The sequence below is a fragment of the Paenibacillus sp. FSL H8-0332 genome (assembly GCF_037963835.1).
Classification (GTDB): Bacteria; Bacillota; Bacilli; order Paenibacillales; family Paenibacillaceae; genus Paenibacillus_AQ; species Paenibacillus_AQ rhizoplanae.
In genome coordinates this window covers 5,468,258-5,483,645 of the sequence record NZ_CP150145.1, presented here as the reverse complement: position 1 = coordinate 5,483,645, position 15,388 = coordinate 5,468,258, and the positions used below count along the sequence as shown (strand labels likewise).

Annotated in this window: 14 protein-coding genes; 12 read left to right on the top strand and 2 right to left on the bottom strand. The window is 53.4% G+C overall.

What is annotated here, in order from left to right; genetic code table 11:
* Nucleotides 1-7 precede the first annotated feature (7 nt).
* Nucleotides 8-817, top strand: a complete 810-nt coding sequence (locus tag NST43_RS23615) for a DUF421 domain-containing protein (protein WP_209994238.1) — start codon at nt 8-10, stop codon at nt 815-817.
* On the opposite strand, the gene spoVB is transcribed toward NST43_RS23615, so the two are convergent.
* Nucleotides 814-2,415 (bottom strand): stage V sporulation protein B, encoded by a 1,602-nt coding sequence (gene spoVB / locus NST43_RS23610; RefSeq protein WP_339219730.1) that lies wholly within the window; start codon nt 2,413-2,415, stop codon nt 814-816. The two genes, NST43_RS23615 and spoVB, sit on opposite strands and share 4 nt — an antisense overlap.
* Nucleotides 2,416-2,629: 214 nt before the next feature.
* On the opposite strand from spoVB, the gene NST43_RS23605 reads away from it, so the two are divergent.
* The 6 genes from NST43_RS23605 to NST43_RS23580 all read left to right on the top strand — a co-directional run bounded on the left by NST43_RS23605 (nt 2,630) and on the right by NST43_RS23580 (nt 9,377).
* On the top strand, nt 2,630-2,881 hold the full coding sequence (locus tag NST43_RS23605; protein WP_036690543.1) for a post-transcriptional regulator: 252 nt from the start codon (nt 2,630-2,632) through the stop codon (nt 2,879-2,881).
* A 233-nt stretch (nt 2,882-3,114) separates the two neighbouring features.
* A complete protein-coding gene (secD, locus tag NST43_RS23600; protein ID WP_339219728.1) occupies nt 3,115-4,368 on the top strand; it encodes a protein translocase subunit SecD in 1,254 nt (417 codons plus the stop codon).
* Nucleotides 4,358-5,257: a protein translocase subunit SecF gene (gene secF / locus NST43_RS23595; RefSeq protein WP_339219726.1), complete on the top strand. Its 900-nt coding sequence runs from the start codon at nt 4,358-4,360 to the stop codon at nt 5,255-5,257. Before secD ends, secF begins: the two co-directional genes overlap by 11 nt.
* 121 nt (nt 5,258-5,378) lie before the next feature.
* Nucleotides 5,379-6,344, top strand: a complete 966-nt coding sequence (locus NST43_RS23590) for a cation diffusion facilitator family transporter (protein ID WP_339219724.1) — start codon at nt 5,379-5,381, stop codon at nt 6,342-6,344.
* Between the two features lie 29 nt (nt 6,345-6,373).
* Nucleotides 6,374-8,776 carry a single-stranded-DNA-specific exonuclease RecJ gene (gene recJ / locus NST43_RS23585; RefSeq protein ID WP_209994226.1) on the top strand — a complete coding sequence of 801 codons (2,403 nt, stop codon included), beginning with the start codon at nt 6,374-6,376 and terminating at the stop codon, nt 8,774-8,776.
* A gap of 82 nt (nt 8,777-8,858) precedes the next feature.
* Entirely contained in the window at nt 8,859-9,377 is a 519-nt protein-coding gene (locus NST43_RS23580) for an adenine phosphoribosyltransferase (RefSeq protein ID WP_209994239.1), read from the top strand.
* A 96-nt stretch (nt 9,378-9,473) separates the two neighbouring features.
* Here the strand turns inward: NST43_RS23580 and uraA are convergent, their stop codons facing one another.
* Nucleotides 9,474-10,784: a uracil permease gene (gene uraA, locus NST43_RS23575; protein ID WP_209994227.1), complete on the bottom strand. Its 1,311-nt coding sequence runs from the start codon at nt 10,782-10,784 to the stop codon at nt 9,474-9,476.
* 312 nt (nt 10,785-11,096) lie between these two features.
* On the opposite strand from uraA, the gene NST43_RS23570 reads away from it, so the two are divergent.
* The 5 genes from NST43_RS23570 (at nt 11,097) to NST43_RS23550 (ending at nt 15,282) form a co-directional block, all read left to right on the top strand.
* Complete coding sequence (locus NST43_RS23570; RefSeq protein WP_339225515.1) at nt 11,097-13,280, top strand: bifunctional (p)ppGpp synthetase/guanosine-3',5'-bis(diphosphate) 3'-pyrophosphohydrolase; 2,184 nt, start codon at nt 11,097-11,099, stop codon at nt 13,278-13,280.
* A 28-nt stretch (nt 13,281-13,308) separates the two neighbouring features.
* Entirely contained in the window at nt 13,309-13,752 is a 444-nt protein-coding gene (dtd, locus tag NST43_RS23565) for a D-aminoacyl-tRNA deacylase (RefSeq protein WP_339219722.1), read from the top strand.
* 162 nt (nt 13,753-13,914) lie between these two features.
* Nucleotides 13,915-14,070: a hypothetical protein gene (locus NST43_RS23560; protein ID WP_209994229.1), complete on the top strand. Its 156-nt coding sequence runs from the start codon at nt 13,915-13,917 to the stop codon at nt 14,068-14,070.
* A gap of 193 nt (nt 14,071-14,263) precedes the next feature.
* On the top strand, nt 14,264-14,770 hold the full coding sequence (locus tag NST43_RS23555; RefSeq protein WP_209994230.1) for a type 1 glutamine amidotransferase domain-containing protein: 507 nt from the start codon (nt 14,264-14,266) through the stop codon (nt 14,768-14,770).
* 50 nt (nt 14,771-14,820) lie between these two features.
* Nucleotides 14,821-15,282: a hypothetical protein gene (locus tag NST43_RS23550; protein ID WP_209994231.1), complete on the top strand. Its 462-nt coding sequence runs from the start codon at nt 14,821-14,823 to the stop codon at nt 15,280-15,282.
* Nucleotides 15,283-15,388: the final 106 nt, after the last annotated feature.

Below are 15,388 nucleotides of genomic sequence, written 5' to 3'. Positions count from 1 at the left end.
AGAGAATATGTTCCAGCATATTACGACCCATATCTTTCTGACCGTGCTGATGTATATCTTCATTTTCCTGTGCATGCGGATCATGGGCAAACGGGAGATCGGCAAGCTGTCTGTATTTGACCTGACCATTTCGATTATGATCGCCGAGATCGCTGTGTTTGTAATTGAAGATATCGAACGCCCCATCTATGACGGAGTCGTACCTATGGCGACCCTGGTGCTGATTCAGGTGATCGTCGCACAGCTCAGCCTGAAGAGCCGGAAGCTGCGGCTGCTGGTGGACGGAAGACCCAGCATCCTGATCTCGGACGGGAAGATTCACCGGGGCGAGATGCGCAGGCAGCGGTATAATATTGATGATCTGCTGCTGCAGCTGCGCGGGCAGAATATTGTCAGTCCGGCAGATGTGGAGTTCGCCATATTGGAGACAAGCGGGCAGTTAACGGTGATTGAGAAGAACCAGAATGTCACTTCATCCAATCAGTCGGGCAACAGCAGCTCCGGTGCAGAGCGGAAGGAGAAGAACGGCGATAGCCAGCAGGATTCAGATGATTCCGCATTATCCGGCGGCGACTCTGCTTCCGTGAAGCTGCCGAAGCATAAGATCCGTTATGAAGGACTGCCGATTCCGCTGATTATGGACGGGAAGGTGCAGGACGGCAATCTGGAGATGATCGGCAAGAACCGGTTCTGGCTTAGAACCCAAATCCGGCAGAAGGGTGTCTCTGATTTCCGGGATGTCTTCCTGTGCTCGGTTGATCACAAGGGGGAGCTCTATATTGCCCCAATTAAACCCAATAAGGACAAGCTGACTTAACTGCGCCAGCGTCTGAAAAAGGGGACGCGCTCCAGATCTCGCCTGGAAATCAACCCGGATAACAGGCAGATGCTCAGATAGATGGCCATTCCGCAGGCAGCAGCTGCCAGGAATTGTATCCACTGCGACGGGGAGATCGGAACAGATGTATAGACATACGACATCCCGGCGGCCATGATGACCGTAGCGGCCAGGATTTTGAGCGGGTCCGACCAGCGCAAGGACATGGCGGTCAGCTTGACTACACTGTAGCCGTGCAGAAGCGTGACAAGTAAGCTGTTGACCATAATGGCGATGATGGCGCCCAGGATTCCGTATTCGGGCCGGGAGGCCAGCAGGAGAATCAGCAGGATTTTGACAATGGCTCCTATCAGTGTATTGATCAGTGCCTTGCCCGGCCGGTCCATAGCCTGAAGCGCAGCCTGAAGCGGAGCCTGGACGTAGAGAAACACAGCGAACGGGGCCATCATCCTTAGCATAGGTGCCGTATCCGCTGCATTGCCGTACATTAACGAACACAACGGTACGGCAAGAATATACATAACGGCAGCAAACGGGGCACCGGTGACCATGGCGAGCCGCAGGGCTTGGTGCATTCTTTTATGAATCGTGGGCAGATCGTTGCGGGCGGCGGCCTCGGATAAGGAGGGGACGAGGGAAGCGGCCAGCGAGGAGCTGAGCACACCCGGCAGCAGCAGCAGCGGAATCACCATTCCCTGCAAGGAACCATATTGTGCGGTTGCGGCTGCAGCCGCGATTCCGGCAAGCGCGAGGCTGCGTACGGTAATAATCGATTCCAGAAGGTAAGAGAATGAGCCGATCAGGCGTCCGGCGGTTACCGGCACAGAAATGCCGAGCAGGCGTTTAAGGACAGGTGTGGTCGTCTGCGCGGGCTCGCGTCCGTCACTGCCCTGTGTATCCTGAATAGTAGTATCCACGGAAGGCGGGAGTTCAGACCTGTCTTTTTTGTCGTTAAAATAATATTGCCCCAGCAGGGCCAGCATTCCGGCGATCTCTCCCACAGTCACACCCAGCATCGCACCCGCAGCCGCAAAGGCGATGCCCTTCGGCAGCAGCAGCCAGGAGAACCACAGCATGAAGAAGATCCGGATGATTGACTCCAGCACGGAAGAGAACGCCGAGGGAATCATATTCTGCTTGCCCTGAAAGTACCCCCGGTAGATGGAGGAGACGGCGACGATGGCGATCATGGGGGTCATGCTGACGAACGTATAATAGACACGCTGGTCCGTCAGAAGAACGCTTGCGACCCAGGAGGCGCTGAACAGGGCCACGAAGGTGAACACAATGCCCAGCGACAGGCTGAGGGCAAGGCCGGTTTGCAGGATTTTGCGCGACTGCTCCGGGCGGTTCTCCCCTTCGGCTTCCGCAACCAACTTGGCAATCGCCAGCGGTATGCCACCGGTAATTACTGTGATCAGCACAATGAAAAAAGGGTATCCGAGCTGATACAGCCCCACCCCCTCAGCGCCGATGATCCGGGGCAGGGCAATCCGGGGAATGAAGCCAAGCATCCGGTTAATGATACCGGCGAACAGCAGGATGATCGTTCCTTGTATAAAGGTCTGTTTCCTCACAGGGCACTCCTTCTTCCTACATATGAGATGAAACTGCAGGTCAATTATCGTTAATATCAAGCCAGGCTTGTATAAGGATATGCCAGTACAGGCCTACTCCATGACAAGCATTCCATAGACAAGTTTTTTGACTGAAAGCAGGAAAGTGTGAACGTAAGGTCGAATACGTAGCACTGAGCATACGTAATTGAGGAATCTTTGGAGGTGCCTGCACGTGGAATCGGAACAATGGAGATATGACGAGCTTAGTGAAGATATCGAAGCCATGTGCATCAGCAAAGCGGAGGAATTCCGGCTCCTCGGCTATGAATATGTGACCGGTAAGGATATTTGGGATTGCATCAGCCGCAATTATGCCAAGGAGGGAAGACCTCCCCTGCATCGGCTGGTCAATGACATCTATTCGCTCAAGTCAGGCAGTTATATGACTTATCTGACCCTGGCGGCCTATCGGGGATTGAATTAAGAGAAGTATTTGTCAAAAGGAACGATTTTCTTTTGCAAACGGGTACTGGAAGCAGTAAAGTAAGGAATGAGTGTTCAGACTTGTCCTATCAAACGGAGGTATCCTCGCTTTGCAGCAGAACCTGCCGTTTCTTTGTGTGAATCAAGACACCGTCATTCCTTCTGAATTGACGGTCATTTCGCACGTAGCTATAATAGGAATATTGATGTAATGAAAGGGGAACTAGCTAGAGCATGAAGAGAATGTTGAGCTTTATCATTACCGTGGTCGTTCTAACTGGCGTCATGGTATTTACAACTCCTGGGCTGCTGGACAGAGTCCGTCTGGGTCTTGACCTTAAGGGCGGATTCGAAATTCTGTACCACGCAGAGCCAATGGATACGGGAGGAACTCTGACCCGCGCATCGCTGCAGAAGACTGCAGAGAGCCTGGAGAAGCGGGCAAATGCACTCGGAACCAGCGAGCCTGAGGTGACCACCGAAGGTACGGACCGCATCCGTCTGAAGATCGCAGGTGTTACCGACGAAGCAGAGGTCCGCAAGAAAATGAAAGAACCCGCAGTTCTGACCTTCCGCAGTGCTAATGAAGGGGATGCTGCCGGGGTATTCAGTAAGATTGAGCTGGTAGGCAGTGACTTTGTTGAAGGTGCGGCAGAGGTGCAGCGCGATCAACTGAACCGTCCTGAAATTAGCATCTCTATCAAAGACAAAAAGAAATTCGCAGAGATTACCGAGCGTCTGCTGGGTAAGGAACTTGCCATCTATCTGGATGAGAACCTGTTATCTTCACCCCCAACGGTACGAGCTGTCCTGACCGATGGTAAAGCTTCGATCTCCGGGGGATATACACTGGATGAAGCCCGTGAGATTGCCGATACGATCAACCTCGGTGCGTTGCCGCTTAAGCTGACAGAGAAGTATTCCCAGAGCGTAGGGGCAACCCTCGGCAAGCAATCCTTGGATGAGACCGTCAGAGCCGGTATTATCGGTTCAGTGATTATTCTGCTCTTCATGCTGCTTATGTACCGTCTTCCGGGCGTACTGGCCAGCTTCGCGCTGATCCTGCATACGTGGCTGCTGATTCTGGTATTTGTTCTGGCTGACTTTACATTGACCCTTCCCGGTATTGCTGCGTTCATTCTGGGTATAGGGATGGCCGTCGATGCCAATATCATTACCAATGAACGGATCAGGGAAGAAATGCGCAGCGGTAAAGGCATTATGTCTTCCGTCAAAGCAGGGAACAAGACCTCCTTCCGTACAGTTATGGATGCGAATGTCACTACGATTATCGTAGCGGCTGTCATGTTCGCCTTCGGTACTGGTGCGGTCAAAGGCTTCGCGCTGATTCTGATCGTGGAAATTGTACTTAGTATCGTAACAAACCTTTATTTTGCCCACTGGCTGCTGACAGTGCTGGTTAAAGCCGGCGCACTCAACAAGCCGAAGCAATTTGGGGTAAAGGAGAGTGACATCAGTGCGCTTTAAGAAAGAGCTTGATTTCGTACATTTAAGTAAATTCTTCTATATCTTCTCGATTGCCCTTACTGTGGCGGGTCTGGTCTTTCTGGCAACCTTCGGCCTGAACTACAGTGTTGACTTCAAGGCCGGGTCCAATGTGGACGTAGCACTCTCCAAGAGTATCACACTGGCTGAGCTGCAGCCGGCTCTGAAGGGGGCAGGTATTGAGCATGAACCAACCATTACCATCGGCGACAAGCGGGTCAATATCCGCTATGATCAAGAGCTGAGTGATGCACAAAGTGAGACCCTTAAGAAGTCAATCAACAAGATTGATGACAAGGCGTCTTTTGAAATCAACACCGTAGATACTGAGATGGCTAAGGAACTGGCCCGCAATGCGATCTATTCTGTGCTGCTCTCCAGTATCGGGATTATCATCTATGTAAGTATCCGTTTTGAATGGCGTTTTGCGCTGGCTTCCATTGTGGCGCTGCTTCATGACGCATTCATGGTTGTGGCGGTCTTCTCGATCTTCCGTCTGGAGGTAGATATTACCTTCATTGTCGCGGTGCTGACCATTATCGGCTACTCGATTAACGATACCATCGTTATCTTTGACCGGATACGCGAGAACCTGCGCTTCGGCAAGCAGAAGTCGTACGAGGATCTTAAGAGTCTGGTTAACAAAAGTGTGGCCCAGACCCTTATGCGCTCGCTGTATACAGCGTTCACCGTATTTATTGCTGCATTCTTCCTGCTGATTATGGGTGGTGAATCGATCCGCATGTTCTCACTTGCCATGGTTATTGGTCTGCTCTTCGGAGCTTATTCATCGATCTTCATCGCAAGTCCGCTCTGGCTGCTCCTGAAGAAGCGCCAGAAGCCAGCGGTGAATACCCCGGCCAAAGTCTAATATCCGCTTGTTCTGTGAGCCGCGTCTGTAGCGACGCGGCTTTTCGGAATCTTCGGGTCAGGATGTCTTGCTTGATTTCATCATCATGAGTTTACCTGCTAGTGGTAAGGAGGGCCTCGTTATGAGTGACAAACCATTACTCCAGAAACAATCCGTTGCCTGGACCGGAATCCTTAGTGATGTTCTACTCGCTGTAGCCAAGGGAAGTATCGGTTATCTGTCAGGCAGCAAGGCATTGTTGGGGGATGCAATCTATTCCGGAGCAGATGCCGCTGCCAGAATGGCGGGGGTGATTCCGTGGAACCTGAAGCAGAGTCACAAGGTTGCAGGCGCAGCAGAACGCGGCCGGGCTGCGCAAGGAAGCAAGGAGCCGATGGCGGCTATTCTATTCTCTGTGCTGATTATTATGGGCGGGCTACAGGTTGCTTTCTCGGCGATCCGTGATTTGACCCGGGGACATCTGTCGGCACCGGAGCAGTCAGCCCTTGCCGCTGTCCTGCTGTGCATTGTGTTCAAAGAGGCTGTATTTCAATACCAGTACCGTTATTTCAAAAAAAAGGGCGACGGTAGTCATGCGGCTTATGCCGATAGCCACCGGTTCAGCCTGTATACGTCTATAACTGTGTTTATCGGAATTGCCTTGGCCATGACTGGAGGATACCTGAACTGGCATCCTCTGCTCTACATGGACCCCATCGCAGCCCTGCTGGCCGGATGTCTGATTCTCCGCAAAGGTTATTCATTAATTGCTTCCTCTGTGTACAGCAAGAAGATTCAGGAGCTCCCTTCCGAGGAAGCGGCTAGCTTCATTGAGACGGTTCAGCGGGTGCATGGAGTCATTCGTGTGGAGCAGCTCCGGGCACTGGAGGAAGGCAGCTATGTGAATCTGCATGTGAAGATTAGTGTGAATCCGCGGATCAGCGTGATGGAAGCTCAGGACATTTCGGAATGTGCGCGGAAGCTGCTGCAGCACCGGTTCGTTCATGTTGGTGAGGTTCATATGGATGTTGTGCCGTATGATCCGGGTTATCCTTATAAAAGCAATCATGAGCTCGTGGACAACGATATTCCCACGCTGCTTCAGTAGTCTGCAAGGTGAGAGAAAGGTGAGCTGTATTGCTTCATTCAAAAACAAGATGGCAATCTCCGGCAGCCGATTCCGAGCGTATTTCGGAACTGGCCCGGAGCCTTTCTATTTCTCCGCTCCTTTCGTCACTGCTGGTGCAAAGAGGCATGGATACCGCTGAGCTGGCACAGGTATTTATGGATGGGGGAGCGGAAGATAGACATGATCCATTCCTGCTCAAAGGAATGGCTGAAGCGGTGCCGCGGATACAAAAGGCACTGCAAGAGGAAGAGCATATTCTGGTGTACGGTGATTATGACGCAGACGGGGTATCCAGCACGGCGCTGATGATCTACCTGTTGCGTCATCTCGGGGCCTCCTTTGACATTTATATTCCCCATCGCTCCAATGAAGGCTATGGACTGCATAATCATGCGCTTGACTGGGCGGTCCAACAGGGTGTATCTCTCGTCATTACGGTGGATACTGGTATCAGTGCCTATCATCAGATTGCCTATGCCACTGAGCTGGGTATTGATGTTATTGTCACGGATCATCATGAGCCGCCGGAGCTGCTGCCTGAGGCGTATGCTCTGATTAACCCGAAGCTGCCGGACTGCCCGTATCCGTTCAAGGGTCTGGCCGGAGTAGGGGTGGCCTATAAGCTGGCTGAGGCGCTCCTGGGCAGCGAAGTGCCGGAGGAATGGTGTGAGATTGCCGCCATCGGTACGGTGGCGGACCTGATGCCGCTGCTGGGCGAGAACCGCAGTCTGGTGCGCAGAGGCCTCAGCAGCATGCGGAATTCGGCGTTTCCGGGCATCCGGGCGCTGCTCTCGGTGGGCGGGATTACGATGAACACCGTCAGTGCGGTGAATATCGCCTTCGGGATGGCTCCGCGCATTAATGCCAGCGGAAGGCTGGATCATGCAGGCCGGGCAGTTACACTGCTGACTACGGAGGATGCGGCAGAGGCTGAACAATTTGCCGGAGAGCTGGATCTGCTGAACAAGGAACGCCAGCTGGTTGTAGAGCGAATTGTCACCGAAGCCACAGCCAAGCTGGAGGAGAGAATTAGCCGGAGCGGACTGCCGGATATTATTGTGCTGGCGGACCAGGGCTGGAATGTCGGCGTAGTCGGCATTGTGGCCTCCAAGCTGCTGGAGCGGTATTACCGACCGGTCGTTATTCTGGACATTCATCCGGAGACCGGGATGTGCAAGGGTTCTGCCCGCTCCATCCCGGGCCTCGATATCTATGCGGCCTTGTCCTCATGTGCCGGGCTGATGGACCACTTCGGAGGACATCCGGCTGCTGCCGGGATGAGTCTGCCGCAGGGCAAGCTGGAAGCCTTCGATGCGGCCCTAAATAGCTATGCTGCGTCTATTCTGACCCCGGAGGACTTCGTAGCTGTTACGGCTGCGGACGGTGAGGTATCCATTGCGGATCTGACCCTCCAGGCTGCGCTTGAGCTGGAGCGGCTGGCGCCGTTCGGCATGGCCAATCCGCTGCCGAGATTCATTCTGCGCGGTGCGGTTGTGAAGGAGACACGGAAGATGGGCCAGGAGGGCAAGCACCTGAAGCTTGTGCTCCAGCAGGACAAGCTGACGATTGAAGCTGTGGCTTTTGGCAAAGGTCCCTTGGCTGAGCTGCTTCCGGACGGCACAGTCGTGGATGTACTGGCAGAGCTGTCCATCAATGAATGGAACGGCTCGCGCAAGCCTCAGCTGATGCTGCAGGATCTTGCAGTGCCGAAGGCGCAGCTGTTCGATCTGCGGGGCGCAGCCGATGCCGTCAAGCAGGCTGCACATATTCAGGAGCTGCTCCGCACCTATAGCGGCAGCAGACTGGGCCAGAGTGCAGCGGTCTTCCAGAACAGCTGGACAACGCCGCTGCGTGATCTGAAGGGCATGTCCCTCTGGGTATACGATGAGGCTGGCGGGATCTCGGCGGTACATCAGCCGGAGGGTACGCGTGACGAAGAGGGACTGTCGCTGCTCTGTGTGCTGGATATGCCGGAGTCCCCGGAGCAGCTGGAAGCGCTGTTCACTGCTTTTCCCGAGACGGAGAATATAGCCCTGCTGCATTCGATCCGCGACGGGCGTGACCGGCTGCAGGTTCCTACGCGAGATCATTTCAAATCGTTATATCAATGGATTGCCACGATCGCTGCGTCTCCAACTCCTGAGCATGAAGTGCTGCTGCGGCTCAGCCGCCAGTCGGCGCTTGGTGTGCGTATGGTGAGCAGAATGCTGGATGTATTCGATGAGCTTGACTTCATTGAGCGCAGCGGCGGCACAATCACCTTTGTCCCGCAGCCTGCCGCCAAGAGTCTGAGCACATCAGAGCATTTCGTCAGACTGGGCAAGACAGCGGAGATGGAGCAGTATTTCATGGAAGGCAGCCGCAGTGAGTTGCAGGAATTCATGCTGTCGCATCGTTTAGGTGCCTCATAACGGCTGCGCATGCTGCCCGGGTCATTTGGTTCGAGTAACTTCAGCGGGGAAGCTTCCCGCTTACTTTTAGGAGATGATGATGTTGGATTTCAAAAACAATATTCGCGTAATTCCGGATTTTCCCCAGGCTGGAATCAGCTTCAAAGATATTACTACGCTGCTGAAGGACGGCGCTGCGTACCGTGCAGCCATCGATGAGCTTAAAGCTCTGGTGGCCCATCTGGAGATCGACGTCATTGCCGGACCGGAGGCGCGCGGCTTTGTAGTGGGCGCTCCATTGGCTTATGCGCTGGGTGTAGGCTTCGTGCCGATCCGCAAAAGCGGCAAGCTTCCTTATGAGACAATCGAAGTAGGTTATGATCTGGAATACGGCAAGGATACTCTCGCTATGCATACCGATGCGATCAAGCCGGGCCAGAAGGTACTGATTGCAGATGATCTGCTGGCTACAGGCGGGACGATTGCTACTTCTGTTAACCTGGTAGAGCAGCTTGGCGGCCAGGTGGTCGGTGCTGCATTCCTGATTGAATTGACAGCCCTGGCTGGACGGGATAAGCTGTCGAATGTTGAAGTCATGACTTTGTTGACTTACGAGGATTAATTCTCCCCGGGTAACTTTTCCCGGGAAATATAAAGCGGCCTGCTGTCGAATGAAGACAGCAGGCCGCTTTTTGATATTTTAACAGAGGAGAGTCACTTAATGTGCCGATTTGTCAGCTTCCTGTTCATTGGACAAGCCGAGAACTTCGATGATCTTGAACAGCAAAGCGAGCAGCATTCCGACAATAGTCGCCAGTGCCATCCCTTTCAGCTCTACACCGCCCAGCTTAAGCGAAATGCCGCTGATGCCTACAACCAGTACCAGTGAAGCCAGAATCATGTTGGTGGCTTTGGAGAAATCGACTTTTTGCTCGACGAAGATACGTAGACCCGACGCCGCGATAACACCGAACAGCAGCAGGGATACACCGCCCATAACCGGCAGCGGAATGTTGGCAATGACTGAGGAGAACGTTCCGGAGAACGACAGCACGATGGCGATGACGGCAGCCCCGGCGATAACATATACCGAGTACACCTTGGTCAGTGCCATAACGCCAATATTTTCACCATAAGTGGTATTAGGCGTAGAACCCATGAATCCTGACAGTACCGTAGAAATCCCGTTACCCATCAGCGAGCGGTCCAGTCCGGGATCTTTGGTCAGGTCCTTGCCGACAATATTACTGGTGACCAGCAGATGGCCGATATGCTCCACAATGACAACAAGCGATACAGGAATGATGGTGAGGATCACTTGCCAGTCGAAGGATGGGGTAATGATGGTGGGATGGGAGAGGAAGCTTGCTTGAGAGATAGCGCTTGTATTCACCAGACCCAATATATAAGCAAGTACGTAACCGGTAACGATACCGATGAGGATATGAATGATTTTGGGGAAGCCGCGGAACAGCACGGAGCCGAGTACGGTAACACCGAGCGTGACGAGCGACAGGGTAATGGCTTTGCCGTCAGGCGTCCAGTCCGCGCTGGCTACACCCTCAGGAGCAATCAGTCCGGCCATCCGTGCGGCTACAGGCACTAGCTCCAGTCCAATCGTCGCTACGATGGCTCCCATAACTGCCGGAGGGAAGACGATATCAATCCAGCCGGTACCGGCATAACGTACAATTAAGGCCACAAGAATGAATATAACACCAGTCACGATAAAAGCGCCCAGTGCAAGCGAATATCCGCGCTCATGATCGCCGGCATGTTCTTTCAGCACAAGCAGGACCGGAGAGATGAAGGCGAAGCTTGAACCCAAATAGGCAGGGATTTTGCCGCGGCAGATCAGTATGTAGAGCAAGGTGCCGATACCGTTCATCAGCAGGATCATGCCGGGATCTACCCCGAACAGGTTGGGAACAAGCACGGTGCTGCCGAACATGGCGAACAGATGCTGAAGACTCAGGAGGAAGCCCGGGCCCCAGGGGAGTCTTTCGTTAACTTGAATTTCGCGTTGCAATGGAGTTCACTTCTCTTTCTGATCTAATTTGATTTGACCATTCTACTCTTATAAAAAACCGCCTTTACTAGATTAAATAGATCGGCGGGTTTTTACAACAACATTTTTACCCGTGCCACAAAATTGTCTTTTCTTGACCCTTTACCTGACAGGAATGCCACGCTATGGCAAGTGTTGACGGAATCCCTCGTAAGCGTCATAATTATAGACAACTTTAACCTGAGCGTAATGCAGCCGGGAACGTATGGAACCTGCAAATTCTGCATGCTTGCAGGTTCATTTTATTATAGAAGGGAAACGGATACGACGAGAATGGGCATAGAGCAATTAACCGAAAAGGCTGGCGCCTATATAAAAGAAAAAGATCTTCTCCGCATCCGTGAAGCTTATGAATTCGCCGATCAGGCTCATCACGGGCAGGTCCGTAAATCGGGGGAGCCATACATTCTGCATCCGCTGGCGGTCGCAGATATTGTCGTCAATATGCAAATGGATGTGATATCCATTATTGCTGCGCTGCTGCATGATGTTGTGGAAGATACGACGGTGTCCCTGGAACAGATCCGCACGCAATTCGGCGATACCTGCGCGATGCTGGTGGACGGTCTGACCAAGCTGGAACGCATCCGCTTCCGCTCCAAGGAAGAGCAGCAGAACGAGAACTACCGCAAGATGTTCATCGCTATGGCCCAGGATATCCGGGTGATCGTGATTAAGCTGGCGGACCGTCTGCATAATATGCGTACGCTCAAATACCAGTCCGAAGAGAGTCAGCGCCGGATTTCTTATGAGACGCTGGAGATCTTTTGTCCCATTGCGGACCGGCTGGGGATCTCTGCGATCAAGTGGGAGATGGAGGATATTGCGCTCCGTTACCTCAATCCGCAGCAGTATTACCGGATTGCCAATCTTGTACACAAGAAACGGGCAGAACGCGAGCAGTTCATTGACAGTGTCATCGGCCGCATCCGCGCCAAGCTGGATGAAATGGGCATCGAAGGAGATCTCTCGGGACGCCCGAAGCACATCTACAGTGTCTATAACAAGATGAACACCAAGAACAAACAGTTCAACGAGATCTATGATCTCCTGGCTATCCGCATTATCGTCGACAATATTAAGGATTGTTATGCCACTTTGGGCATTATTCATACGCTTTGGAAGCCGATGCCTGGCCGTTTCAAGGACTATATTGCTATGCCCAAGGCGAACATGTATCAGTCTTTGCATACAACCGTAGTAGGTCCGGGGGGAGAGCCGACAGAGGTCCAGATCCGTACCTGGGAGATGCACCGCACGGCCGAATTCGGGATCGCTGCCCACTGGGCGTATAAGGAAGGCAGCAGCAACAACAACGTCAATCCCGAGAACCGGATGCCGTTCTTCCGCGAGATTCTGGAGCTGCAGCATGAAGCGAAGGATGCCGAAGAGTTCGTGGAATCGCTCAAAATGGACTTTTTCTCCGATCTGGTCTTCGTATTCACGCCTAAGGGTGAGGTAGTGGAGCTGCCGGCCGGCTCGGTGCCGCTGGATTTCGCGTTCCGCATCCATACCGAGGTCGGGAACCGGACGATTGGCTCCAAGGTGAACGGGCGTATCGTACCGCTTGACCATAAGCTGAAGACCGGGGATATCGTGGAGATTCTGACGTCTAAGAATTCGTACGGTCCGAGCCGCGATTGGCTGAAGATTGCCCAGTCCTCGCATGCGCGGAGCAAGATCAAGCAATGGTTCAAGAAGGAGAAGCGCGAGGAGAACGTGGAGAAGGGCCGGGAGGCCATCGAACGCGAGCTGAAGCGCCTGAATGTGGAGGTCTCTGACTGGCTGACAGAGGACAAAATGTCGGAGGCTGCGAAGAAGTTCGCCTTCAATGATGTGGAGGATATGCTGTCGGCGGTCGGCTTCGGCGGGATTACCGCCGCTCAGATCGCTTCCAAGCTGACTGAGAAGCTGCGTAAGGACCAGGAGGAGGCCGCAGGCCATCTGGAGCTTACCTCCGAGATGAAGGCGATCAAATCCAGCGGAGAGAAGCGCAACCAGCCGACCAACGGGGTCCGTGTCAAGGGGATCGACAATCTGCTGGTACGCTTCGCACGATGTTGTAATCCTGTGCCGGGCGACGATATCATCGGATATGTGACCCGTGGACGGGGCGTATCGGTGCACCGTGAGGATTGTCCGAACATTCCGAACGAGATGGACGGGGAGGAAGCAGCCCGCGTGATTGAAGTGGAGTGGGAAGGCAGTATGGAGGCTAATTACAGCGTCGATATTGAGATTACCGGCCATGACCGCAACGGGCTGCTGAATGAAGTGCTGCAGGCGGTATCGGAGAGCAAGACCAATATTTCAGCGGTCACCGGGCGCTCCGACAAGAACAAGATGGCGATGATCCATATGACGATTCTGATCCGCAATACCGATCACCTGCAGTCTGTGGTCGACAAAGTGAAGCGGGTCAAGGATGTGTATACCGTTAACCGTATTATGCAGTAGGTGCTAAGGCAAGGAGCTGAAGGATGAGATGAGAGTCGTTGTGCAGCGCTGCAAGAATTCCAGTGTGACGGTGGATGGTGCAGTAACCGGAGCCATTGGAGAGGGCCTGCTGCTGCTGGTCGGCGTAACCCACGAGGATACAGAGAAGGATGCCAAGTATTTGGCGGACAAGGTTGCCGGACTGCGGATTTTTGAGGATGCGGGCGGTAAAATGAACCATAGTGTGACGGAGGCCGGCGGGGCCATCCTGTCCGTCTCCCAGTTCACGCTGTACGGGGACTGCCGCAAGGGCAGACGACCCAACTTCATGGCAGCCGCGGCTCCGGCTGAAGCTGAGCGGCTCTACGACTACTTCAACCAAGAGCTGCGTGCCGGAGGGCTACAGGTAGAGACCGGCGTGTTCGGAGCGATGATGGATGTCGCCCTCACCAACTGGGGACCGGTTACGCTGTTGCTGGACAGCAAGGGTTAGGACTTAATGCGGCAGACGCAGCTTTAACTGTAAAAAATACATCACGGGACTCCACATGGTGGGGTCTTTTTGCTTCGAGTTAGCCAAGCGGGATAGCAGCAGCCCTAGCTGGATAGACTATGAATGATGCACCATTATTCATAAGTGCGGGGAGCAAACAGAATGAGACAAGCACCAAAAGCATGGATGTGGAACACGATTCAGGCCCATATGGCCGGGTCGATGACCGAAGCTTCAGCGACAGCCAAGGAAGCCGGGGACCCGAAGGAGCCGCAGGGGCTCCAGCGCAGAGGCCGCGGTCTTTTGCCGCGTACCTAGCCGGTGAGAAGGTAGGCTATTTCTCGTTGAAACGGTACCGTCTTAAAGGACGGCAAAGCCGTTTCCACTTGGCGCGGAGGCATTAGGGACGGAACAGAATTTACGGGAACTGCTTAGGCTTCGTTATAAAGCGGGGGAATGAGGGTAATAGATTGACGAGACGACAGCAGCCTAGAGAGGAGATAAGGATCTCATGAGTAAAGTAGCTTTTCTGCTCGCCAATGACTTTGAAGATTCTGAAATGAAGGTTCCTTACGAAGAAGTTCTACAGGCAGGACATCAGGCAGAAATCATCGGTCTGAAGAAAAATGAGACCCTGCTCGGCAAACAAGGAAGCGTATCCTATGCCGCCGATAAAGCAATCAGCGAGGTCACAGCCGCAGAGTATGATGCAATAGTCATTCCAGGCGGATCTTCGCCGGAGAATCTCCGTCTTGACCCGGATATTCTGCAATTCGTGAAGGATGCTGACCGTGCAGGCAAGCCGATTGCCGCTATCTGCCACGGCCCGCAGATTCTGATCAGCGCTGAACTGCTGCAAGGCCGCACGCTTACCTCCTACCCGCCGCTGAAGGATGATCTGATCAATGCCGGCGCGGAGTTCAAGGATGAAGAGGTCGTCGTAGACGGCAATTACATTACTTCACGCACACCCAAGGATGAGCCCGCTTTTGTGCGTGAGCTGCTTAAGGTGTTGTAATACATGCATAACCCGTTTGGCATAATATAACTTTATGGGAGGGATTTACAATGACTAGAAGAATCCAGGCCTATTTCAGTACAGAAGATGCAGCGGAAGGTGCTAAGACTTCTTTGATTCCGTACGGTGTAGAGGGGATTGAGGTATCAGCATTAACGGACCCTTTGGATAATGGAGTAAATAACCGGCGCAACATTCTGATCCCGCTGGGCTCCACTAATACCGCTTCAACAGGTGCCGGGGGCGTGTACGCTGCCGGAGGTTCAACGGGTATGGGGTCCGGTGCGGCCATTGTCCCGGCTGTTGTGACAGATAATGATCTGAAACGTACGGATGAAGTACGCGCCGATGAAGTACGTACGGAGGGCGAAGTGCATAGAGGGGAAGAGCTGACAAGCAGTGACCTGGAGCACCTGCACTATGTCATGGATCTCAAGGTAGCCGAGAATCATTACAACGAGGTTGTAGAGGTTCTGCGCGGCAAGCAGGCTTATGTGGAGATTTTTGATTAAAAAAGACTGCGGTATCGCCGCCGGTATCCTTTCAGCTCCAGCCCTCCGTTATGGAGAGGCTGGAGCTGTTTTATATGCAGCCTAAAGGGAGGACGGCAGGATGATG